The organism is Dysgonomonas sp. PH5-45, assembly GCF_029893235.1.
In the GTDB taxonomy this organism is placed as follows: Bacteria; Bacteroidota; Bacteroidia; order Bacteroidales; family Dysgonomonadaceae; genus UBA1309.
In genome coordinates, this window is sequence record NZ_JARXWE010000035.1 from 1 (window position 1) to 21757 (window position 21757).

Here is a 21757-nt window from a genome sequence, read left to right on the forward strand (position 1 = left end):
GATTGAGCAAATATTCAACGCGCTTATTTCATTGATAATAAATAATTTAACTAAACAAATCAGCGAATTGTTTCAACTACTGATTCGCATTATTAATACTCACTTATGCAAAATCCCTGATATTAAAAGAATCGGGAGCTTTCTTTCCGTTTCCGGTTGTCCCGGCTTCCTTGTCTTTTCGTTCATAGAAAGCCGAAAGGCTCTCCGCCATAAGGTCGGTAACGATTCGTTTTGCATCGGGTTTACCTGAAACCACCTGTTCAAACATATCGGTCTGCCGTATTTCCAACAGGGTATTACCCGCTTTTTTCTTTTGTTCGTCAGTGGCTTCATCTTTGCGGTTTACCGTGCGAACCATATTTCCCAAATCATCGAACTGAACACCTGAAGCAAGTGCGGCTTGTGCCGTCCCTTCGACTTCTTCTTCCTCGTCTTCCGGCTCATTCTCGTTTACGTCCGTCTGTTCATATTCAAGGGGATAATCTATATCCATTGGTTCGTTATCTTCGTCGGGCGGAGTATCGGAAAACGCTTCGTCCAGTTCTTCCGGCGGCACTTCTGCCGACCGTTTTATCTCGTTAGACGGAGCAAATGTATCAGGATTTTCTACCTGATTTTCGGATTTTGGCGAGGTGGCAGTGTGTGGCTCCGGTATGGCAGCAAGTGGCTTCGATGCGCTTAAATCAAATCGGCTTTTCCCAACTATATCGGCTTTCAGTTTTCCTGTTTCTTGGATTGAAGAACCTTGACCGACAATGTTCTTTTTCCGTCTTTTTCCTGCTCTTAAATACAGAAGATAAATTCCGACAAAGAGGGCATACAGTACAACTATGGTTACAAATATCTTTTCCATTTTATTTCTTGGGGATTAGGTAGTCATCGTCGCAATTCTTCTTATACAGTTCTGAAATATCGTCCTGAAAAGTGTCAAAGTGATGTTTCAGTACATTGTCGATATAACTGAATATGGTTACTTCATTTTCCCCTATAACCTTTACAATCTTTGAAATCCGGCTATGGTATTTTTTGCGGATACCGACCTGTTTCCCGTTTCTTGTCGGGATGTTTGCATTTACAAGGAACCGTTTTTTATAGTCAATCATAGATTGTTCAAGAACCGTTTCTTCGTTTGGGACAACGATCATTTGTACTTCCTGTTCTTCTTTCTGAACAGTTTCTTCACACTTGCTTTCTCTTACCCGTTTTCTGTGGCGCATTGCTTTGGGTATCATTACCACTGCAAGCACGACAAGGCAACATACGATAAGACCTATCATTATCGTATTGTCATTGAAAAAAATCGGATTGGGTATCATACTCTTGTTTTTTATGGGTTAAAAAATACTACCGTTATTCTTATTGTATAGTTCGGTTATCTCATCCTGATAAGTGGCAAAATGTTGGGTAAGCACATTGTCGATGTAGCTGAACAAAGACACCTGATTTTTACCGATAACCTGAACAATCTTCATTATCTTTTCATGATGTTCTTTGCGGATGTAAACAGATTTTCCGGTACGTGCCGTAATTCCGACCTCCTGAATGAACAGGCTTTCGTAATCAGGCGATTTACCCCGCTTGCGCTTCGTCTCTTCACGAGGAGTTTCTTCCTGAACAGTCGCAACGGGTTGTATCGTTTCTTCGGGTTCTGTATTCTGTTCCTGTTTCTTTTCATACTCAGGAACTAATGCTCTGGGTATGGAACTCGGATTGTTCCGCCGTTCCTTGTTTTTGAATGAGGATATGACAAAACTTGCATCAATCTCATTCAGGTTCACGTCTTCTTTCTTTTTAGCCATGACTTGATTATTTTAGGGTTTCCAACATTTCATCTATCAGGGCATCGAGGTTACTGCCCCTTACCAGTGCTTTATCCGCAGGGAACAGCGTAGATCGAAACAAAGCTTTGTGGTTTACCGATTGTTCACGACGGAATCGCTTACTGTCGGGAAGGAATGTTTTGAAAAGCGGGAAACCCAGTTTGTCAATCACATCCTCATACACTTCGTAGAGTTCGGTTTTCTCCCGTCCATCGACGAGATTCCAAAGAAGAAACAGCCCCTTGATTTTCGCTTTGCCGGGCGTAATCAGGGCATCATTGACCGTAATTACATATTGCAGGGTACTTTCCAGTACCAATCGGTCGGCACTGATCGGAGCAATAATATAATCCATGAGTGAAAGCGTTTGAACGACTGCCGGGTTGTTAATTGTTCCCGGCAGGTCGAAGAATACGAAGTCAGGCTTCAATTCTTCTATTACATCCTGCGCATCTTCCATTGCGTTTTCAGGACTGCTTTCGATAACTTCATAAGCCTTTTTCCCCAGTGCGGAAAATTGCTCGTAAGCCATGAGCTTGTAATGATCGTCTTCCATCGACATTTTTATATCACGCTCTCGCATTTCCGCGATTGAGTGTTGCGGAAAGTCGCAGTCAATCACGGCCACATTATAGCCTTTTACATAATGCAGATAAGAAGCTACCAACACAGTCAGGGTTGTTTTTCCGGCTCCACCCTTTTGGGTGCTAAAAGCCACGTTCAAAGTTTTCTTTTTCATTGTCTGAATTTTTTAATTATTGTACATCGTTTGTATTTCTGTCCGGCTAAACAACTATCTGTCTGTTTAGCCATTCGTTTGATTATTTGTCTATCCGTCTATCTGTCCGCACATCCGTTTGTTTGACCGTTGGGCTATTTGGCTGTTTGTCCGTCCGTCTGTTTAGTCGTTGGAACGTTTAGCCGTTTAGACAGTCATTTGTTTATTCAGTCATTCGTTTGGCTGTATCTCCATATAGCCGACTGTATGTTTTTATATCTGTACAGCTATCCTTTTAACTGTCCGTCTGTCTGTACATACAGCCGTTTTCCTCTGCAAATAAAAACCTAAAATTTATCCTGCACACTACTTTTTCACGAGGTGGCAGCAAGTGGCTTCGGTATGGCAGCAAGTGGCTTCGATGCTTATAATACAGCACGTTACTTTAGCCTGTAACTTTGCAGCATGAAACGTCGGGAGGTGTCCGACCGCCATTTTCGCTCGTTACCTCGCATTCATATCTGTCCCTGTTCAGGACAGATTTTATTTGCAACATGGCAAATAGCAAGCTGTATTTTTTGCTGCACGGAAACCGTTTTGCTGCAAAAAATGCTTGCCCCACAAGGGGGACGCAAACCCTCCGAAGTCGGGTTGCTTATGGAATCATTTCGGGCAATGATTGATTGGCGGCGGATGCAGGAACGACGAATTGTACCACTAAAAAAATCCGACGTATGAATGAAAATGCTAAGAACTCCCCGAAACGGGGAAAAGGGGGACGTTCCCCCAAGAATGATCCGGCTGCTTACCGTTATTCGGTAAACTTCACGGCTGTCGAACACGCCCGGTTTCTCACCATGTTTGAGCAATCAGGGCTTCAATCTATGGCACGTTTTATCGCTGCCCGTGTATTCGGGGATGAGTTTCGTGTGGTAAAAATCGACCGTTCCGCTATGGAATACGTCACCAAACTCACTTCTTTTTATGCACAATTCCGTTCCGTTGGAACGAATTACAACCAAGTTGTAAAGGAGTTGCACAGCAATTTTTCGGAGAAAAAAGCACTCGCTTTACTCTACAAATTGGAGAAAGCGACTATTGAACTGGTTGAAATCGGGAAGAATATTTTGGAATTATCGGAGGAATTTAAGGGACAATGGTTGCAAAAATAAACATCGGAAGCAACCTGTACGGTGCATTGGCATATAATCAGGAGAAGGTGGACGAGGGTTTGGGAAAGATATTGGGGAGCAATCTTGTCTTTGAACCGACTGACGGACAGTTCAATGTTTCTGATTGTATGGAAGATTTTATGCAGTTTGTCCCGGCTCACTTTCGTACTGAAAAGCCCGTTTTCCATGTATCGTTAAACCCGCATCCTGATGACCGCCTGACAGACGATCAACTGGCGGACATCGGGCGGGAATACATGGAAAAACTGGGATATGGCAATCAGCCTTATCTTATTTTCAAACATGAGGACATTGATCGGGAACACCTGCATATCGTATCGCTCCGGGTAGATAGCGAGGGAAAGAAAATCGACAGTTACAAGGAGCATGAACGAAGCAAGGAGATAACCGAACACTTGGAACGCAAATACAACCAGAACCCTGCGGAGGGGCAAAAACGTTCCGAACAATGGGAACTTACTCCTGTCGATGTTTCAAAAGGCGATTTGAAAAAGCAGATTGCTGCCGTTATCAAACCGTTGGCTTCCATGTATCATTTTCAAAGCATGGGCGAATACAAAGCCGTTCTTTCCTTATATAATATAAATGTAGAGGAACTGAAAGGCGAAGTAAAAGGTAAGCCTTATCGGGGATTGCTGTATTCGGCAATGGATAGCGAGGGCAACAAGGTCGGTAATCCTCTAAAATCTTCCATTTTCGGCAAGTCGGTCGGTTATGACGGATTGGAAAAACGTATGGCAAAATCAGCCGAACGCATTAAAACCAAGAACCTGAAAACACATACGCTGAAAGCCGTTTCCGAAGCCAAGCAGGGCAGGCAAAGTGAGAGCGAGTTCCGAGCGAAACTAAGGCAACAGGGTATTGATGTTCTGTTCAGACGGAATGATGAAGGGCGAATTTACGGTGCAACCTTTATCGACCATACAACCCGTACCGTTCTGAATGGCTCACGATTGGGCAAGGAGTATTCAGCCAATGTGTTCAACGACCTGTATGGAGGAAATCAACAGCAGGCACAAGAGCCAATTCAAGATACCCGACTTTCCGATATTTACAAAAACACCGAGAAACCAACTACACAGTATGACACTTCGAACAGTGTAACAGGAGGGCTTTTTTCAATCCTTGCTCCCGAATCTGAAAATCACCCAAAAGAAGAAATGCCATTGCCACGCCGCAAGAAAAAGAAGAAACGCAGGTATGGTAGGCAGATGTAGAAAAATTATAATTTACCTAACCCTGATAATTCTGCAAGCAAGCGTGCCTTTTTTGAAATATTTCTCAACCCTGTTCCTTTGGCTAATTCATAGGGGACTGCAATTCCTCGTTTTGTGTATTGATCTGATGTAATATCTAAAATCTCTTTATTACTTTTTTTCTCTAAAAAATAGTGTGTTCCACCATTCCATAGATTATCTATATTAACTAATCTCTTAACAGTCCATATCTCTGAACCACCAGTAAGTCTATATATAACCTCAGATGCAGCGAAGCAAAAACCAGTAGAATTTATCCCATTTTCTTTGTTTATTGTCAACCAGTGAGAATCAACTACTATCTCTTTTATACTCTCTGTATCAAATGCTTTTTGCAATTGTTCTATAATATATTCAAGTTCCATAATGCTAATTATCTATTTGAATCAATTTGTTCTCCCAAGCTACCTTATTCTCGTCATTTGGAACTGCAATTACCAAAATTTTGCGAGGTCTTGTCATCCCAACATATGCAATTCTTAATTCTTCGCTTGCTGATATATGGGTATTTTTGTTTAATAATGTTTTATACGCACTACCAATCCCTTTGGTTCTTAATATCATGAGTGCAGCATCAAAAGTTTCTCCTTTAACGCTATGGATTGTTCCATACCGATATTCTTTTTCTATGATTTGTTTATCTCCATTCAAAAACAATTGTGAAAAAGAACTCCCTGAACTGTCTTTGTGAATATGCAGTTCTATTCCAGCATTATTTTCTTTTAAAACAGCATTCGTCTTCACAACCCATTCTCCAATAGGAATGTTCGTTTTAGGGAGCATATTCATAAATGCGTACACTCGTGATTTTAGTGCAACAAAACCCATCTTAGAAATAGCAGAATCTATGTCATTGTCGGAGCAAAAGGATAGGTCTAACAAAGTTCTTAGCAAAACTTTTTCTATTATTCTAAACCCTTCCTTGAAGCGATTATTGTCGTATAAAAATTTGCCAAGTGCAAATTCCCTTGTATGATTATCTGTCCAGCTTTTTGCTCTGAAGTCTATCTCCGGAATTTCTAAAATTTCATTTATAATACTTTTGCTACGGTAAATTATAGCTGTAGATTCTTTGCTTACAACAATACCTTGTTGCTGGCATTCTGCAATGAACTCAGAGACAATTTGAGGTAGATTCTTGTCATAGACAATAACTTTGGGCTGGAATTCAAATTGAGCGACTTCCTCATTAACAGAAACAGAAACATTTTCCAAAGAGGATATTCCGAAAGTAAAACTGCAAATGTTTTGAGAACTCCTACGATTCTCATTTAAGATTATGGAATTTTCCCATTCCGCATATTTTTGAGTAAGTAATTCTGGTTTGGCATCATTCCATTCGAAAATAGCCTGATCAGGATCTCCAACGAGCATTACTTCCGATAGACCATTTTCTATGAGTAAATCAATAATCCTCATTTGAATATCAGAAGTGTCCTGTGCTTCATCTACTATCAAATATGGAAATCTTATGGCAATAGCTTTAGCAATTTGCGGATATGCTTCAAGAATCTTCATGGCAAAAAAATTAGCATCGTTTTGTGTAGCATAACCCGCTTTATTAAAACGTTTTTTCGCTCCAGTAATATGCTTGTTTTGCTGCCAATTTGCATTCATTTTTTTAGGTTGAACTGCATACATAGAGCCATCTATTGAGTAACTGATATTATCGAATAAGGAACTACTAAAATCCTTTCCACTCCAAACACCATGAGGCTCCCCGACCAAAGTAGGACGACCATTACACTTTAATATTAAATGCCCAAAGGGAAGGAATATATATTTATTTATAAAACTATCAATCGTTCCAAGAAAGTGAGGATAAGATATTTTTGTTAAGCTAAACTTTTCGCCACACTTCTTTTCTATCTCCTGCCATGCTACATTTGTGAATGAAAGAACTGCAATCCCTTCATGTCGATTTTTCCATTCATGAACAAGTCTTGCCAATCTTGCCCCGACACAAAAAGTCTTACCACTGCCTGGACACGCCCTTACAACAAATTTACCGGATTTGTTGAAGACTATCTCACGCTGACTATCGGATAGAGTTCGAAACATTTCAATTATTCTCCTTTAGTTACAAATTTTATAGCGTTTTGTATATAGGTAGGTACAGAGAATGCGTTTCTTGCAGCTTCGTCTAATGCTAATTTCATCGCAAGCCTGTGTGCTAACTCTGATTTTGCTTTATTAGCAACAACCTTTTCTAAAAAATTTGTTGCATATATTTTTACGTCTTCATCTTCAACGATTCTATTTGCTGCTACAGGGTGCATCTCACGGAAAATATCTATTAGAATATCTTTATTTCCCGCTACAAATAGTTCAAATTCAAATGTTCGTTCTGCTAAAAAAACTTTCAAGTTTTTCCGTTCAAGTTCTTTTGCATTCTTGGCTCTTGAGTCAATTTCATCCGTTTCCTCAGCTCTGTCATCGTCAGTTATCAGTGAGCACCTTGTTTTAAGGTTTTTGTTTTCATCTTCATTATTAAACATGTTTGCAAAATGAGAAAAAGCAACACCGTTTATATTTACTAATTCTATTCCCACATTTTCTAAATCATATTTCCCTTCTTCTCCCATTATTTTGCTGAATATAGGCAAGAGTAAAGACTCAGAAATGCCTTCAACCAATATGACACCATTAGAAAAGAATAATTGAGATTTTGTTACATCTAAAAATTTACGTAAATAGTTACGATTACCTTCTGTCAAACCAGATTTATCAAGAGATAATGCTGTAATTTTTTCACCCTGATTTTGTAGAACAACAACCGATTTCAAATCAGCCTTAGCAGTGATTGTAGGAGAATGAGAAGATATGAAAATTTGGGAACCTTGCTCTGTTTCTAACTTATCCAAATATTTAAAGAATAAATTTTGGAGTTGTGGGTGCAGATGTGCTTCCGGCTCTTCTATAAGTAAAGCTACATAACATTCTCTATACAGTTCTTTTCTCTGCTTTAAGTCTCCTAAAACAGTGGCAGTATAAATAAGATTGTTATATCCTAATCCGTTTTGATAAAGTTCAAAATGTTTTTGCTTTGAAGCATCACCGTCAAGTAGTTCTTCGGAATATATTGGCATTTGAATTTTCAAATTATCAACTAAACGATTAAAATCGAAAGGAAGAAATAGAATATCCACCTGTTGTTGTTTACTTGAAAAACTTGTTTCTTTCAAATGTTCATTTATTTTCCCTTTTCCTTTTCCTATATGCTCAGTCCAGTCATTATCACTATCGACAGCTTCTCGAACTTTTTTAGCAATTTCTTTTTTCCGCTCCTTATCAGTTGTTGAATCAGGGTCTATTTGAATATTCGTGTATAATTGTCCGAGTCGATTGCCTCTAATAGGACGTAAATGATTTTCAGCATCTCTTAACGCATCTAAATGGACATGATATAAAAGAAACAAAACCTCTGGAGCTATAACTTGTCCCTCATTTGAACCACCCCAAACTTTATACCTAATTCTATCATTTTCGTCAAGATAGTAACGAAAGTGTAATTGTAAGTCTTGTGTCCCATCTTCTTGAACGCACAATAGGTCGTTAAACCAGCCGGCTTCAGCAGGAACTTCAATCTTAAAATGTAAATGAAACTCAATGGCAGTTGAAACATCATCAATGGCAGACTTATTTATATGAAAGTCTGATGATGATATATAAATATCTCTTTTCTGATTACCATAACTCAAACAAACACGCAATGCGTCAATAATTGCAGTTTTGCAAGAATTATTCTCTCCGATTAGGACATTTAACCCTTTGTTGAAATGTAGGGTTAATTCAGCGATTCCCCTATAGTTTTTTATAATAAACTGTTCTATATACATAGCATCATTGAAATTTTAAGATTTACAAAGATAGGGCTTTTCGTGCATTTCAACCTAATTTTCATAGAGATAAGAGCCACACACTGCCAAATCGAAGCCACATGCTGCCACCTCGCTTCAAACCTCTGAAATTTAGAGTTTACCTCTATAATTTCGCTTCTCAAACATTTTAAATTTTATAGAAAATGCAACAAGAAGATGATTTAAGAGGACTTGCTAAAGTCATGGAATTTATGCGGGCAATAAGCATAATTTTCGTAGTGATAAACATTTATTGGTTCTGCTATTTCGCTCTGCGGGAATGGGGAATCAATATCGGAGTAGTTGATAAGATACTACTGAACTTTGACCGAACTGCCGGACTATTCGGCAATATTCTGTACACCAAATTATTTGCCGTTGTTTTCCTTGCCCTTTCCTGTTTGGGTACTAAGGGCGTGAAAGAGGAAAAAATCACTTGGCCGAAAATATATGTTTTTCTGGCAATCGGTTTTATCCTGTTCTTTATGAACTGGTGGATACTTGATTTACCGTTACCCACAGCGGCAACAACAGGTTTTTATATCCTCACAATGGCAGCAGGCTATCTGTTTTTGTTAGTTGGTGGCTTATGGATGAGCCGTTTGCTCAAAAACAATATGTTCGACGATGTTTTCAACACAGAGAACGAAAGTTTCATGCAAGAAACACGCTTATTACAGAGTGAATATTCCGTGAACCTACCAACTAAATTTTGGTATAAAAAGAAGCAATGGAAAGGTTGGATAAATGTCGTCAATCCTTTTCGTGCCAGTATTGTATTAGGAACTCCGGGCAGTGGAAAATCATACGCAGTTGTTAATCAGTACATAAAGCAGCAGATAGAGAAAGGATTTTCGATGTATGTGTATGATTTCAAGTTTCCAGACCTTTCTATAATCGCTTATAACCATTTATTAAACAATCAATTAGGATACAAAAAAATACCGACTTTCTATGTGATTAACTTCGATGATCCGAGCCGTTCACACCGATGCAATCCTATTAACCCGTCTTTCATGGAAGATATTTCGGACGCATACGAATCGAGTTACACGATTATGCTCAACCTCAATAAAACGTGGGTGCAGAAGCAGGGTGACTTCTTTGTAGAATCTCCGATTATTTTGTTCGCTTCGATAATTTGGTATCTCCGTATTTATAAGGACGGAAAATATTGTACGTTCCCTCATGCGATTGAGTTCCTGAATAAACGCTACGAAGATATTTTCCCGATTCTCACTTCATATCCTGAACTTGAAAACTACCTTTCTCCCTTTATGGACGCATGGTTGGGTGGTGCTGCCGACCAGTTAATGGGACAGATAGCAAGTGCGAAAATTCCGTTATCCCGTATGATTTCGCCCCAGTTGTACTGGGTTATGAGTGGCGATGAGTTTACGCTTGATATAAACAATCCTGATGATCCGAAAGTGTTGGTTGTCGGTAACAATCCCGACAGACAGAACATTTACGGTGCGGCATTGGGACTTTACAACTCCCGTATCGTGAAACTCATTAATAAAAAGGGGCAACTGAAAAGTTCGGTAGTCATTGACGAGCTGCCCACAATTTACTTCAAAGGATTGGATAACCTGATAGCAACAGCCCGAAGTAATAAAGTTGCAGTGCTTTTAGGGTTTCAAGATTTCAGCCAATTAACAAGGGATTACGGCGACAAAGAAGCAAAAGTCGTGATGAACACCGTCGGTAATATTTTCTCCGGTCAGGTTGTGGGAGATACGGCAAAAACGCTTTCCGACCGTTTCGGAAAAGTATTGCAGAAACGCCAATCCATGACTATTAATCGCAACGATAAATCAACCTCTATCAGCACTCAAATGGATAGTTTGATACCACCGTCCAAAATCAGTAACTTAACACAGGGTATGTTTGTTGGTGCAATTGCTGACAACTTCGATGAGCGTATCGAGCAGAAAATTTTCCATTGCGAAATTGTGGTAGATAATGCGAAAGTCGCTGCCGAAACAAAAGCTTATCAATCCATTCCTGTGATTACCGACTTCACGGACGAAAACGGAGTTAATCGCATGAAGGATATGATTAAGGAAAATTACGACCGTATCAAAGCCGAAACCAAACAAATCGTTGCCGAAGAATTACAACGCATTAAGGATGACCCTGAGTTAGCTCACTTGTTACAGCAACAAGCGGAGTAAATGATTAACACTTTTTTATAAAGCTGTTAGAGAAGAGGGGTAAATCGGCTATGATTTACCCTTTTATCATTATAAGTAACATCTTAAACTGTTTGCTTGCATACAAAGCATGAGGAATACCCGCAGGCATAATTACAGACTGACCAGTAACCAGCACTAACGGTTTGCCTGCTATTGAAATTTCAGCTTCTCCATCTAAAATTTCTACCATAGCATCAAACGGTGCAGTATGTTCGCTTAATCCCTGTCCTTTATCAAACGAAAAGAGGGTTATGTTTCCCGCATCATTTTTCAATACCTGTTTACTGATAACACCACCGGTTGAGTATTCAACCATTTCTGCCATATTTAGGATGGCTCCTTTTTCAAATAACTCATTCATAACCTATTGTTGTTTTTATTCCCATTCGCCGGAGCAGGCACATTTAGGCATTTCTTTTTTTAATATCTGTGTAATGTAAAATTCGGAGAATTTATTTTTAATCTCAAACCTCGCTCGGAGAAACTGGTCTTTGATAAATTCCGGTGTACCTTCCGCTTTCGACGGATCACAAAAGCCAAAGTACAAGCGGTGTTCCACCTTTCCTATAAAGACAGGACAGGATTCATTGGCTTCATCACAAACGGTTATTACATAATCCCACGCTTGGTTGATATACTCCCTGACATCATGCGGAGTATGGTTACTAATATCCACTCCGGCTTCAGCCATTACTTCGATAGCCATCGAGTTTACTTCCTTTGCAGGTTCTGTTCCCGCTGAATAAACTTCAATCCCTTTATCAAACGATTGTAGGAAACCGTGAGCCATTTGGCTGCGACAGCTATTTCCTGTACATAAAATCAATATTTTCATTGTGTTGTATTCTTAAAAAAATGTTCCATAAACCAGACCGGAGATTGTCGCCATGATAATAACCAGTGTTACATAGACAACCGTCTTTTGCGTACCCATAACTCCACGTATGACGAGCATATTCGGTAAGGAAAGCGAAGGGCCTGCAAGAAGCAAAGCTAATGCAGGGCCTTTTCCCATACCGGAAGCAAGCAATCCCTGAATAATCGGCACTTCGGTCAGTGTGGCAAAGTACATAAACGCTCCTGTAAAACTGGCAAAGAAATTAGATAAAAGTGAGTTTCCACCTACTGCCCATTCAATCCATTCGTTGGGTATCACACCCGCAATCGCAGTATTATCGTGCGTAGAGCCGAGTAGAAAGCCTGCTGTAACCACTCCGATAGCGAGCAACGGCATTATCTGTTTGGCGAATCCCCATGCTGAGAGTGTCCATTCTTTGTTTTCGGGATCACGTTTATCCAACAAGGTAACAAGGGAAAGGGCAGTAATACCGACAATCATCGGAACAAGCGGAACCAGTTTCGGATTTGGTATAAGCAGGTTTGCCAATACCGCCGAACTTGCCGTAGCAATAACTCCGGCTATAACCCATTGCCATTTAATCTTTAATATGGCTATCAGGGAATAGGCAAGCATAAGAGCCAATACCCCTGTAATATACCATTTATAAGTAAATATGTAGAACCATATACTCGAAGTATCATCGGCAGCAGGTGCGCCCCAATTTGCAAAGACAAGTATCAACACTAAAGTAAAGAAATGAAACATGGTTTGCGACATCGGGCGTTTAGCCGGAGGAACAGTAATGTTCATCTGTTCTTCTTTTTTCGCTTTTTCTTCTTTACGATAGATAAACGACATCACCAGTCCGATAATAACCGAAAATGTAACTGCCCCAATCATACGGGCAACGCCCATTTCCACCCCAAGAATACGCCATGTGAGAATAATAGACAGTATGCTGATTGCCGGTCCTGAATACAAGAACGCAATAGCAGGCCCTAATCCGGCTCCACGTTTGTAGATACTGGTAAACAACGGCAGAATAGTGCAGGAGCATACCGCCAGAATAGCACCCGAAACAGCAGCAACTGTGTAGGATAGCCATTTTTTAGCATTTGCTCCGAAATACTTCAATACCGCCCCCTGACTGATAAAGACAGCTATCACACCTGCAATAAAGAAAGCAGGGAGAAGGCACATAACAACGTGTTCCTGTGCGTACCATTTCGATAGGTCGAGTGTCGCATCAATCGCTGTCATAAACCGTTCGCTACTTAAGGGCAGGAAAAATACTCCGGCGAAAATGACAACCATCCAAAGAAGGATTTTCAACTCTTTTTTAGTTTCCATGTGTAACGTTGTTATACTCCCAATAACTTGCGGATTTCGCTTTCGGAAGGTACATGACCTTTGATTTTCACTTCGCCGTCGACAACTATGCCCGGCAAAATCATCACGTTATATTTCATGATTTCCATAATATCTTCCTGCTTAGTAAGATTTATGTCCAGATTGTTTTCTTCAATTACTTTCTTTACTGTTTCGTAGGTTGTTTTACATTTGGCACAACCTGTACCCAATACGATGATTTCCATATCTTGATATATTAAAATTGTTCCTAAATACTTGTTATGATGTAATAAATCCCAACCATGATAAACACGGCAGCGACTATACGCTTAAACCATTTTTGAAAAACATTCATTTTATTGTAGAACTTCCCAACATTGCTGACGCTGTATGCTAATAGCCATGCTATGATGATAACGGGTAATCCTGTTGCAATGGCAAATACAGGAGGAAGTAACAGCCCTGACGGACTGGCGATAGTTATAGGGATCAGACCGCCGAAATAAAGTACCCCGCTGTATGGGCAAAAGGCAAGTGCAAATAACAATCCGAGTAAAAAAGCATCGAGATAGTTTTTCTTTCCTTCTTTCTTTTCAAGTTTGGATGTGAGCTTCCCCATTCCCGGAATATTCCATTTGATTACGTCAAGCATCAAAATTCCGATTACTATAAGTGCTATACCCAACCACATACCACCGATATTTTGTAATAGCCGTGCTATCTGAAACTGGCTCGCACCAAAATAAAATATAAGTCCGAGTGCTGTATAAGTGAACATCCGTCCAAGCGTATAGAACAATCCGTTGAATAACACACGGTGTTTCACTCCTATATCTTTGCTCAAATAGGCGGTTGCTGTGATGTTTGTCGCCAACGGACAAGGACTGATAGCAGTCATTAAGCCTAATACAAACGCTGTTAGTATCGGCCAATTTGATCCGTCGGCAAGGTTTTGTAAATACTCCATCATAACCTTTTATCTACTTCGGTTTTGATAAGGTTGGTAAGGTTTTCGGGACTATTCAAAGCGTTGGCAAAAGCCTCTTTGGTAATTTCTATATGGTTATCACCTTTGGCTATAATGAGGGCGTTCCACGTTACTTCGTATTTTTCTACGAGTGAAGCATTTTGTTCTTCATCGGTTTTTACTTCAATAAACTTTACATGGGGATTACTCGCATAAAGTTCTTTTATGGTCTTTTCTGTAACGTCGCCTACCGCAATACACGTTTTACAACGTTGTTTGCCGTGAAAATAGTAAACGTTTACAGTAGAAGCATCTGTAAGCTGTGTTTTTATTTCACCCGTTTCGGGTAATTGCTGATTGTTCTTTTGTGTATTACCACCGCAAGCTGTCAGCAATACAATGAGTAATCCGAATAAAATACTTTTTTTCATGTTGATTGTTTTTAGAATTATCGTTTAACTTTATATTTTTCGTTCGCAGTTCGTAATTCAACGAATATATTACGCAAAAAAATAGCCGTTAGCAGCCACCTTTTGAAGTAGCCACACTTTCAATAAATCCTCCTAACAGCTTTTCTACCAAAGCCCAATTTTCTCTATTGATACAGTATTTTACTGTTGGTGGGGTAATCTCCCCCTGTATCAATCCCGCATCTTTCAGTTCATTCAAATGCTGGGACAAGGTGCTTTTGGCGATAGGTAGTAATTCCGACATATCTCCGTGAAAACAGCACGTCTGGTTGGCAAGCATTTGAAGTATTGCAATCCGTATAGGATGCCCCATTGCTTTAGCAAAACGTGCCATTCGTTCCTGTTCTTTTGTAAGTTCTTGCTTTTGCATACTTTATTATTTTTCAGTTCGCAAATATACGAATAGATTTTTAATTCGCAAAATCACGAATGATATTTAAGCAAATATTATCCCTAACGCCACACCTACCCAAATCGAAGCCACAAGCGTCCACCTGCTGACAAAGCTACTGATAACCCTCTGATTAAGCCTACTTTTATTCTGCATTAATAGTGATGCAGAACAAAAAAACAGTTTAATCATGGATGAAAAATTAAATCCGAAAGACAAAGTTCTCCTGATGCGAGATGAAGGAGAGGGTAACAAACTCAAAGTAGTGAAAGGCATTGACAAGAAAGGAAAGATTGATGCCATTGATCCCATGAAGGCGAAACAGACCGATTTTATCAAAATCGACAAACACGCTGATCCGCTCGAAAACTTTTTCAAAAACTTCTTTAATCAGGCAAAGAACCCCTCTCATACGGGATTCTATGCTGTAACAGTTGATATGCTTGATAAAGTTCTATCGCTTAGTGATAAAGAATTGGAAAAGTTTCGTATTGATCCGAGAGATTACCTGAATAAAGAACAGGAGCAATCAACCAAGAAAGACGAAAAAGAAGTAGTAACCGAAAAAAAAGAAGAAAAAATGGATGCAACAACCGAACAGAAAACGGAATTTAAGCAATTCGACACGAACCGTATCCCTGAAAGCGAGTATCAGAAATACGGTATTAAACCCGAAAATTTAGAGGGCGAACTCAAAGCCATGAGTTACGGGTACAAATCTCCGCACCTTGTGGATATTAATCTGAAAATCGAGGGCGTGGATTATCCGATGAAAGCCCGCCTGTCATTAGAGGAACAACCTGATGGTAGTCTGAAATTCGTTCCGCACCCACAGCAACAACAGGTAGATTTGGATAAACCGTTTCAGGGTATCATGCTCCCGAACGATGTTAAAGAAAACCTATTGGCGACAGGTAACGGTGGTCGTGTGGTCGAACTGGAACCAAGACCAGGCGAAAAAATACCGTCGCTTATTTCCATTGACAAACTGACCAACCGTTTGGAAGCCGTACCGCTTGATAAACTTACCGTTTCTCAAAACCTGAAAGGCACGGAACTAACTCCCGAACAGCAACAGGCACTCAAAGAGGGAAAGAAAGTATTGGTCGAGGGCATGACCTCTAAAAACACAATCGGTACAGACAATCCCCGAAAATTTGATGCTTACGTTCAGTTCAATGCTGCCAAAGGCGGTTACGATTTCTCCTACGAGGGATTAGACCGCAATAAGTACCAACAAAACGCCAAGCAGGAACAGAGCCAAAACGGGGAACAACAGAACCAAGTCCGTATTCCCAAAAAACTCTTAGGCGTTGATTTGGATGAAAAACAGCAGAACTCACTTCGTGAGGGTAAAGCAGTCTATGTTCAAGGAATGCTGAAAGATGCAAAGGGAGAGCCTTTCAATGCGTATGTAAAAGTAAACAATGAAAAAGGCAAACTCGACTTTTTCAAATGGAATCCTGATAAAGCCAAAAAGCAAGGTGCGGATGTGAAAGTTGCTGAAGGAAATAAAACACAGGTAGCGGTTAATTCCGAAGGCAAAACCAATGAAGCGACAAAGAATGTAAAGGACCCCCTGAAACAAGGTCAGCAAAAGCCTACCGAGAATCAGAACAAAGAACAGAAACAACAGCAAGGAGTTAAAAAGCCTGTGAAAAAATCCACAGGACACAAAATGTAATATCAACCACTAAAAAAATCCGATAGTAAATGAAAGTAATAATTGCAGAAAAACCGTCGGTAGCCCGTGATATAGCGGCTATCGTTGGTGCGAATAACCGCAAGGACGGTTATTTGGAAGGTAACGGATATGCCGTTACATGGGCGTTTGGACACCTTATAACATTGGCAATGCCACAGGATTATGGTATCACAGGCTTTCAAGCTGAAAACCTGCCGATACTTCCTGCCGAATTTAAGTTGTTACCCCGTCAGGTAAAAGACGGTAAGGAATATAAACCCGATCCGGGCACAATGAAGCAACTTAAAGTTATCAAAGAGTTATTCAATAAATGTGAGCGAATCGTGGTTGCTACCGATGCCGGACGTGAGGGAGAGTTAATATTCAGATATATATTTGATTATCTTGAATGTTCCAAACCTTTCGACCGTCTTTGGATAAGCAGCCTTACGGATCAGGCTATCCGCAAAGGGTTGGAGAATCTACGTCCGGGAAAAGAATACGACAACCTGTACGCTTCAGCAAAAGCCCGGAGCCAAGCCGATTGGGTTGTCGGAATAAATGCATCACAAGCCCTTTCGGTATCGGCAGGCTACGGGGTATGGTCATTAGGACGGGTACAAACGCCTACGCTCGCCATGATTTGCAGCCGATACCTCGAAAACAAAGAGTTCAAGCCGCAAACCTATTTTCAGGTAAAATTGCATACGGCAAAAGATGCAACCCAGTTCGCCGCTATTTCCACAGAACGATACAATACGAAACAGGACGCAGACACAATCTTAGAGCGTATCCGCTCGTCAGAATCCGTCAGTGTCGTAAACGTGGAAACAAAGCAAGGAAGTCAGGAACCGCCATTGCTCTACGACCTGACCACCTTGCAGAAAGAAGCGAACAGCCGCCATAGTTTTTCGGCAGATAAAACCCTGTCGGTGGCACAATCGCTTTATGAAGCGAAGCTCATTTCCTATCCGAGAACAGGAAGCCGCTATATTTCCGATGATGTTTTTGCCGAGATACCTGCCCTTATCAGTCAGCTATCCGGTTATGCTCCATTCGGCAGTTACGCAAAAACATTGTCAGGAGCAAGCCTGAACAGGCGTTCGGTAAACGATAAAAAAGTTACCGATCACCATGCCCTGATTATTACGGAAAATATGCCGGGCGATATTTCAGCCGACCAGCGTATCATATATGATATGATTGCTGCCCGTATGTTGGAAGCCTTTTCAGGTAAATGTACCAAAGAAAACACAAGCGTTTCTTTGGATGCTTCGGGCGTTTTGTTTTCGGTCAAAGGTAGTGTTATCCTTACTCCCGGTTGGCGTGCCGTATTGAACGCACCCGATGAAGAAAAAGGCGAAGACGACGCACCGGCACTTCCGTCTTTATCTAATGGCGACGGACTTCCCATTAACGGAACGGACTTATTGGAGAAACAAACCAAGCCCCGCCCGTTACACACAGAAAGCAGTCTGCTTTCTTCTATGGAAACCTGCGGCAAAGACCTTACCAACGAGGAAGAACGGGAAGCAATCAAAGAATCGGGTATCGGAACACCTGCCACCCGTGCCAATATTATCGAAACATTATTCTCTCGTGAATATATTGTACGCGAAAAGAAATCGCTCGTTCCCACTAATAAAGGATTGGTCGTTTATCTGGCTGTTCGTGATAAAAAGATTGCAGATATCAGCATGACAGGCGAATGGGAAAATGCTTTGAATAAGATAGCAGAAGGGAAAATGGATGCTGATACGTTCCACAAAGGAATTGAAGTATATGTAGCACAGATAACGACTGAACTGTTGGGAACTAAAATCGAAGGCGGTGGCAATCAGCGTGAGAGCTGTCCGTGTCCTAAGTGTAAAAACGGTCAGGTTGTTTTCTTTCAGAAGGTTGTCAAGTGTCAGAACGAAAATTGCGGATTGACTGTGTTTCGGAACAAGTCAGGCAAAGACCTGACCGACGGACAACTGAAAGACCTGCTTAGCAAAGGTAAAACGGGTGCTATCAAAGGCTTTAAGAGCAAAGAAAACAAGCCTTTCGATGCTGCCGTAACTTTTGATGCGGAGTATAAAACAATTTTTGAGTTCCCTCCAAAGAAGGGCTTCAATAAGAAACGCAAATAAAGTGCTATCTTTTCATAATGTACTCACGCTCGACAATCCAAAATGAATTTTGTACTGTCCTCGCTTAATCGTACATTTGCCACTAAGAAAGTTCATACGTCACAGGTTTGATGAGAAATTGTTAAATCAGGTGCTATTGAATTTTTTTAGTGGTGGCACTGGGGAGGGATACCCCAGTGCCTTTTACTTATTTCCAAATAATCAATATGCATAATCTTCAATTACTCCACAATCCGTATTGATGTATGTTCTTACTCTATATTCTAACACCTCTGCATCTTTTGAATATGTATAATCCTGATAACTGTGTGTGGTTGTTATACTTTCATTTGTGTTACCTGTAATTGTTGCTATGATTTTCCAAGGGCCATCATCTTCTTTTCTTTGAATTTCAAAATAGATAACTCCTTCATACCACTTAACATCAGCATCTATATAACTAAGTATATATGCTTGTGTTGCGTGGTTGTACGTAAGATACAGGTTGTTTGTTGCAGTGATTGAAACAGGCATCATATATGAAAATGGAGTTCCTGAACTTTCACCAAAACTATTCACTGCAATTATCTTAAAATATTTTTGTCCACAAGGTAAGTCGTTTGGATAAAAATAATAGTAACTGTTTGTTGTGGTATAATAATTATGATCACATCCATTCATTGTTGGATTATCACACACTTGAATCTTATATTGTGTCGCAGAAGAAACATTATTCCAAGATAATTTAATTTTACTTCCAACCATAGAAGTATAAATGAATTCTTCTACTTTCACATTTGTAGGGTTTGTAGGCATACAGGAAGTAATAGTAACTGATTTTCCAACACTTTCTTTTCCTACTCCTGACCCATTTACTCCTGTTACATAATATGTTCCTGTTTCTCCGACTACTAATGTATTTCCTGTTTCATTTAATTGTTGATTACCTTTGCGCCAAATATAACTTGTTGCCCTCGTTGCATTCGCAGTAAGCGTTACAGTTAATCCATCTGCACCAGAACAATTATTGGTCGAATTTCCTGATATTGTAGCTATTGCAGGTATATCAACGCAAGTTGAGATTGTTACAGCTTTTCCATCACTTTGAACCCCTATGCCATTTGTATTAACACCAACGGCATAGTAAGTTCCTGTTTGAGTCACAGTGAAAGTGTTCCCATTCTCTCCGCTAATAATGTTATTTCCCTTATACCATTTATAAGAAGTAGCATTCGCAGCATTGGCAGTTAGTATTACGTTTGTAGCAGGACAGATATTTTCATTTTCACCAATTATAGTGGCTTTGGCAGGAGGCGTATCACAAGAATTTATCGTTATATGTTTTCCATCACTTTTCACTCCTTCGCCGTTTGTATTGACTCCTATTACAGAATAGGTTCCAGTTGAAGTTACATTATATTTATCAGTATGTTCCTCATCTATTAAAGTATTCCCTTTGTACCATTTATATGAAGTTGCATCTGAAGCATTGGCAGTTAATATTACATTCGTAGCAGGACAAATATTTTCTTCATCTCCTGTAATAGCAGCTTTTTGAGGTTCGCCACCTGACTTAAAAATACCTACTACTATTGTAAATGTACCCTCATCTTCCGTTGCAATAATGATTTCTGCATAATTAGTACCATAATTTGGCAAATCCGTTATTTCGAAAAGAGCATAATCAGTTCTATTACCTAAAATAGTTCCATTATCTTTCGTGAATTTAATCCAATCAGATTTTGAAAATGCTTTTGCAGTCCATTTTAAGTCATTACTGCTGTATTTATTCCAAATATCTAAAGCAGCACCACTGCCAAAAGTGATTGTGTCACCGCTGTTCATTTCTTTATCCTTATACTTAACCACTACAGAATAACCGAGATGCTCAATACTTACAGCTTTGGGGGTTGGTTCACCTGCATTTATAGTAACTATACTATCTGTATCAATTAATTTACAACGATTCCCATTTAAAACCAACCTATATTGCCCAAATGGCAATTCAATCCTCTGTTTTCCTGTCTTATCAATCCATTCGCTTTTCTGCTCTAGCCCATCAGTATTAATTCTGTGTAAAGCAATTTTTACACCATCTAATTCCCATTGACTTGCACCTCCCGTATAACGAACATCAACTTCTAAATACCCTGTTCGCGAGTTTTCATCTTCATTACAGGAAAGGAACAATAAAAATCCTATTAATGCTATAAATATTTTTCTCATCTTAATGGAGTTTTTAGAAATTAAAACTCAAACTCAGTCCCATTTGTGGTTTACCATATTCGTCTAACATGGCAATAGGTTTTAATGCGAAATTTTTATCAAAGTTATCGCAATAATTCCACCAAAGCATTGCTACTGTTCCTAAAGAGCAAATTGCTGCCCCTGCAATTTGCCAATTACGAGAATTCTTAAGTTCACGTTCTCGTGCTGCCGATTGATATTGTTCGTGTCGAAGTTTGTCATTTGCATTTATTGCTCCTTTGGCTAAGAAATATGTTCCTACTCCACCTCCAATTTGGGTTCCTGCAAATAACATTCCTTTTCCGTATCGCTTATTTACAAATTGATGTACGCCAAGAGGTAAGAAATTGAAGTTATTGTTTATAGTATTGGGAATATCTGGTTTTTCTTTTCCTGTTTCTTTATTTGTCGGGAGCGGTGGTTCTTGTGGTGGCAAGATTATTTCTTCTGGCTGTTTTCTCAGTCTTACTATTGTATTCTCGCAATTTTTGATTTTTACCTCTACATCAGAGTCGGGCAACATATTAAGTTCTCCTCTTTTCCTTTGTATTAGTTTATAATGCGAATCAGTATTTAAAAAATTAGATAAATAAAAGCGATGGCAATTTTGCCCATCGTATGTATGAGTAGTCCGGCAGTGGATCTTACTTT

The 21757-nt window shown here is 39.8% G+C and carries 23 protein-coding genes; 6 read left to right on the forward strand and 17 right to left on the reverse strand.

Translation table 11 applies throughout. The features are described from left to right. Nucleotides 1–103 precede the first annotated feature (103 nt). The 5 genes from M2132_RS10595 to M2132_RS10615 all read right to left on the reverse strand — a co-directional run bounded on the left by M2132_RS10595 (nucleotide 104) and on the right by M2132_RS10615 (nucleotide 3033). Nucleotides 104–853 (reverse strand): hypothetical protein, encoded by a 750-nt coding sequence (locus tag M2132_RS10595; RefSeq protein WP_280673407.1) that lies wholly within the window; start codon nucleotides 851–853, stop codon nucleotides 104–106. 1 nt (nucleotide 854) lies between these two features. Then, nucleotides 855–1316: a DUF3408 domain-containing protein gene (locus tag M2132_RS10600; RefSeq protein WP_280673406.1), complete on the reverse strand. Its 462-nt coding sequence runs from the start codon at nucleotides 1314–1316 to the stop codon at nucleotides 855–857. A gap of 18 nt (nucleotides 1317–1334) precedes the next feature. Further along, a complete protein-coding gene (locus M2132_RS10605) occupies nucleotides 1335–1799 on the reverse strand; it encodes a DUF3408 domain-containing protein (protein WP_163209562.1) in 465 nt (154 codons plus the stop codon). Between the two features lie 7 nt (nucleotides 1800–1806). Further along, entirely contained in the window at nucleotides 1807–2559 is a 753-nt protein-coding gene (locus M2132_RS10610; RefSeq protein ID WP_280673400.1) for a ParA family protein, read from the reverse strand. Nucleotides 2560–2904: 345 nt separating this feature from the next. Next, the gene (locus tag M2132_RS10615) at nucleotides 2905–3033 is read right to left on the reverse strand and encodes a hypothetical protein (protein ID WP_280698284.1); all 129 of its coding nucleotides are present in this window, start codon (nucleotides 3031–3033) and stop codon (nucleotides 2905–2907) included. A 59-nt stretch (nucleotides 3034–3092) separates the two neighbouring features. Here M2132_RS10615 and M2132_RS10620 point away from each other — a divergent pair, with 59 nt between their 5' ends. Genes M2132_RS10620 through mobB form a run of 3 tightly spaced genes read left to right on the forward strand, consistent with a single transcriptional unit; the run spans nucleotide 3093 to nucleotide 4948 of the window. Further along, nucleotides 3093–3221, forward strand: coding sequence for a hypothetical protein (locus M2132_RS10620; RefSeq protein WP_280698287.1), 129 nt, complete (start codon nucleotides 3093–3095; stop codon nucleotides 3219–3221). A gap of 51 nt (nucleotides 3222–3272) precedes the next feature. Beyond that, nucleotides 3273–3710: a conjugal transfer protein MobA gene (gene mobA / locus M2132_RS10625; protein ID WP_280673398.1), complete on the forward strand. Its 438-nt coding sequence runs from the start codon at nucleotides 3273–3275 to the stop codon at nucleotides 3708–3710. Then, nucleotides 3695–4948 (forward strand): conjugal transfer protein MobB, encoded by a 1254-nt coding sequence (mobB, locus tag M2132_RS10630; RefSeq protein ID WP_280673396.1) that lies wholly within the window; start codon nucleotides 3695–3697, stop codon nucleotides 4946–4948. The genes mobA and mobB overlap by 16 nt, the downstream gene beginning before the upstream one ends. A 5-nt stretch (nucleotides 4949–4953) precedes the next feature. Here the strand turns inward: mobB and M2132_RS10635 are convergent, their stop codons facing one another. The 3 genes from M2132_RS10635 to M2132_RS10645 are packed head-to-tail and all read right to left on the reverse strand — an operon-like array spanning nucleotide 4954 to nucleotide 8826. After that, nucleotides 4954–5352, reverse strand: a complete 399-nt coding sequence (locus M2132_RS10635; RefSeq protein ID WP_280673393.1) for a hypothetical protein — start codon at nucleotides 5350–5352, stop codon at nucleotides 4954–4956. Nucleotides 5353–5356: 4 nt separating this feature from the next. Further along, nucleotides 5357–7048 (reverse strand): ATP-dependent helicase, encoded by a 1692-nt coding sequence (locus M2132_RS10640; protein WP_280673391.1) that lies wholly within the window; start codon nucleotides 7046–7048, stop codon nucleotides 5357–5359. 5 nt (nucleotides 7049–7053) lie between these two features. Next, nucleotides 7054–8826, reverse strand: a complete 1773-nt coding sequence (locus M2132_RS10645; RefSeq protein ID WP_280673389.1) for an ATP-dependent endonuclease — start codon at nucleotides 8824–8826, stop codon at nucleotides 7054–7056. Between the two features lie 185 nt (nucleotides 8827–9011). Between M2132_RS10645 and mobC the strand changes: the two genes are divergently transcribed. Further along, nucleotides 9012–11024, forward strand: coding sequence for a conjugal transfer protein MobC (mobC, locus tag M2132_RS10650; RefSeq protein WP_280673387.1), 2013 nt, complete (start codon nucleotides 9012–9014; stop codon nucleotides 11022–11024). 55 nt (nucleotides 11025–11079) lie between these two features. Here the strand turns inward: mobC and M2132_RS10655 are convergent, their stop codons facing one another. The 7 genes from M2132_RS10655 to M2132_RS10685 all read right to left on the reverse strand — a co-directional run bounded on the left by M2132_RS10655 (nucleotide 11080) and on the right by M2132_RS10685 (nucleotide 15043). After that, entirely contained in the window at nucleotides 11080–11406 is a 327-nt protein-coding gene (locus M2132_RS10655; protein WP_280673385.1) for a cupin domain-containing protein, read from the reverse strand. 15 nt (nucleotides 11407–11421) lie between these two features. Continuing rightward, nucleotides 11422–11880 carry an arsenate reductase ArsC gene (locus tag M2132_RS10660; protein WP_280673383.1) on the reverse strand — a complete coding sequence of 153 codons (459 nt, stop codon included), beginning with the start codon at nucleotides 11878–11880 and terminating at the stop codon, nucleotides 11422–11424. Between the two features lie 12 nt (nucleotides 11881–11892). Continuing rightward, a complete protein-coding gene (locus M2132_RS10665) occupies nucleotides 11893–13236 on the reverse strand; it encodes a permease (protein WP_280673381.1) in 1344 nt (447 codons plus the stop codon). Between the two features lie 11 nt (nucleotides 13237–13247). Then, nucleotides 13248–13481, reverse strand: coding sequence for a thioredoxin family protein (locus tag M2132_RS10670; RefSeq protein WP_280673379.1), 234 nt, complete (start codon nucleotides 13479–13481; stop codon nucleotides 13248–13250). A gap of 23 nt (nucleotides 13482–13504) precedes the next feature. Next, a complete protein-coding gene (locus tag M2132_RS10675) occupies nucleotides 13505–14203 on the reverse strand; it encodes an aromatic aminobenezylarsenical efflux permease ArsG family transporter (RefSeq protein ID WP_280673409.1) in 699 nt (232 codons plus the stop codon). Further along, complete coding sequence (locus tag M2132_RS10680; RefSeq protein WP_280673377.1) at nucleotides 14203–14634, reverse strand: nitrophenyl compound nitroreductase subunit ArsF family protein; 432 nt, start codon at nucleotides 14632–14634, stop codon at nucleotides 14203–14205. The genes M2132_RS10675 and M2132_RS10680 overlap by 1 nt, the downstream gene beginning before the upstream one ends. 88 nt (nucleotides 14635–14722) lie before the next feature. Next, nucleotides 14723–15043, reverse strand: a complete 321-nt coding sequence (locus M2132_RS10685; RefSeq protein WP_280673375.1) for a helix-turn-helix transcriptional regulator — start codon at nucleotides 15041–15043, stop codon at nucleotides 14723–14725. A 211-nt stretch (nucleotides 15044–15254) separates the two neighbouring features. On the opposite strand from M2132_RS10685, the gene M2132_RS10690 reads away from it, so the two are divergent. Both M2132_RS10690 and M2132_RS10695 read left to right on the forward strand, forming a co-directional pair. After that, entirely contained in the window at nucleotides 15255–16748 is a 1494-nt protein-coding gene (locus M2132_RS10690) for a DUF3945 domain-containing protein (protein ID WP_280673374.1), read from the forward strand. Between the two features lie 29 nt (nucleotides 16749–16777). Then, nucleotides 16778–18880: a type IA DNA topoisomerase gene (locus M2132_RS10695; RefSeq protein ID WP_280673373.1), complete on the forward strand. Its 2103-nt coding sequence runs from the start codon at nucleotides 16778–16780 to the stop codon at nucleotides 18878–18880. Nucleotides 18881–19081: 201 nt separating this feature from the next. On the opposite strand, the gene M2132_RS10700 is transcribed toward M2132_RS10695, so the two are convergent. Together M2132_RS10700 and M2132_RS10705 are read right to left on the reverse strand one after the other, a co-directional pair. Beyond that, nucleotides 19082–21085, reverse strand: a complete 2004-nt coding sequence (locus tag M2132_RS10700) for a hypothetical protein (protein ID WP_280673371.1) — start codon at nucleotides 21083–21085, stop codon at nucleotides 19082–19084. Between the two features lie 13 nt (nucleotides 21086–21098). Continuing rightward, nucleotides 21099–21757, reverse strand: a 659-nt coding sequence (locus M2132_RS10705) for a hypothetical protein (protein ID WP_280673369.1), incomplete at its 5' end; no start/stop codon positions are given.

What these genes read in the sequence shown, in the direction of transcription:
- M2132_RS10595 (WP_280673407.1), bottom strand. Translation starts at nt 853, where the DNA reads ATGGAAAAGATATTTGTAACCATAGTTGTACTGTATGCCCTCTTTGTC.
- M2132_RS10600 (WP_280673406.1), bottom strand. Translation starts at nt 1,316, where the DNA reads ATGATACCCAATCCGATTTTTTTCAATGACAATACGATAATGATAGGT.
- M2132_RS10605 (WP_163209562.1), bottom strand. Translation starts at nt 1,799, where the DNA reads ATGGCTAAAAAGAAAGAAGACGTGAACCTGAATGAGATTGATGCAAGT.
- M2132_RS10610 (WP_280673400.1), bottom strand. Translation starts at nt 2,559, where the DNA reads ATGAAAAAGAAAACTTTGAACGTGGCTTTTAGCACCCAAAAGGGTGGA.
- M2132_RS10615 (WP_280698284.1), bottom strand. Translation starts at nt 3,033, where the DNA reads ATGGCGGTCGGACACCTCCCGACGTTTCATGCTGCAAAGTTACAGGCT.
- M2132_RS10620 (WP_280698287.1), top strand. Translation starts at nt 3,093, where the DNA reads ATGGCAAATAGCAAGCTGTATTTTTTGCTGCACGGAAACCGTTTTGCT.
- mobA (WP_280673398.1), top strand. Translation starts at nt 3,273, where the DNA reads ATGAATGAAAATGCTAAGAACTCCCCGAAACGGGGAAAAGGGGGACGT.
- mobB (WP_280673396.1), top strand. Translation starts at nt 3,695, where the DNA reads ATGGTTGCAAAAATAAACATCGGAAGCAACCTGTACGGTGCATTGGCA.
- M2132_RS10635 (WP_280673393.1), bottom strand. Translation starts at nt 5,352, where the DNA reads ATGGAACTTGAATATATTATAGAACAATTGCAAAAAGCATTTGATACA.
- M2132_RS10640 (WP_280673391.1), bottom strand. Translation starts at nt 7,048, where the DNA reads ATGTTTCGAACTCTATCCGATAGTCAGCGTGAGATAGTCTTCAACAAA.
- M2132_RS10645 (WP_280673389.1), bottom strand. Translation starts at nt 8,826, where the DNA reads ATGTATATAGAACAGTTTATTATAAAAAACTATAGGGGAATCGCTGAA.
- mobC (WP_280673387.1), top strand. Translation starts at nt 9,012, where the DNA reads ATGCAACAAGAAGATGATTTAAGAGGACTTGCTAAAGTCATGGAATTT.
- M2132_RS10655 (WP_280673385.1), bottom strand. Translation starts at nt 11,406, where the DNA reads ATGAATGAGTTATTTGAAAAAGGAGCCATCCTAAATATGGCAGAAATG.
- M2132_RS10660 (WP_280673383.1), bottom strand. Translation starts at nt 11,880, where the DNA reads ATGAAAATATTGATTTTATGTACAGGAAATAGCTGTCGCAGCCAAATG.
- M2132_RS10665 (WP_280673381.1), bottom strand. Translation starts at nt 13,236, where the DNA reads ATGGAAACTAAAAAAGAGTTGAAAATCCTTCTTTGGATGGTTGTCATT.
- M2132_RS10670 (WP_280673379.1), bottom strand. Translation starts at nt 13,481, where the DNA reads ATGGAAATCATCGTATTGGGTACAGGTTGTGCCAAATGTAAAACAACC.
- M2132_RS10675 (WP_280673409.1), bottom strand. Translation starts at nt 14,203, where the DNA reads ATGGAGTATTTACAAAACCTTGCCGACGGATCAAATTGGCCGATACTA.
- M2132_RS10680 (WP_280673377.1), bottom strand. Translation starts at nt 14,634, where the DNA reads ATGAAAAAAAGTATTTTATTCGGATTACTCATTGTATTGCTGACAGCT.
- M2132_RS10685 (WP_280673375.1), bottom strand. Translation starts at nt 15,043, where the DNA reads ATGCAAAAGCAAGAACTTACAAAAGAACAGGAACGAATGGCACGTTTT.
- M2132_RS10690 (WP_280673374.1), top strand. Translation starts at nt 15,255, where the DNA reads ATGGATGAAAAATTAAATCCGAAAGACAAAGTTCTCCTGATGCGAGAT.
- M2132_RS10695 (WP_280673373.1), top strand. Translation starts at nt 16,778, where the DNA reads ATGAAAGTAATAATTGCAGAAAAACCGTCGGTAGCCCGTGATATAGCG.
- M2132_RS10700 (WP_280673371.1), bottom strand. Translation starts at nt 21,085, where the DNA reads ATGAGAAAAATATTTATAGCATTAATAGGATTTTTATTGTTCCTTTCC.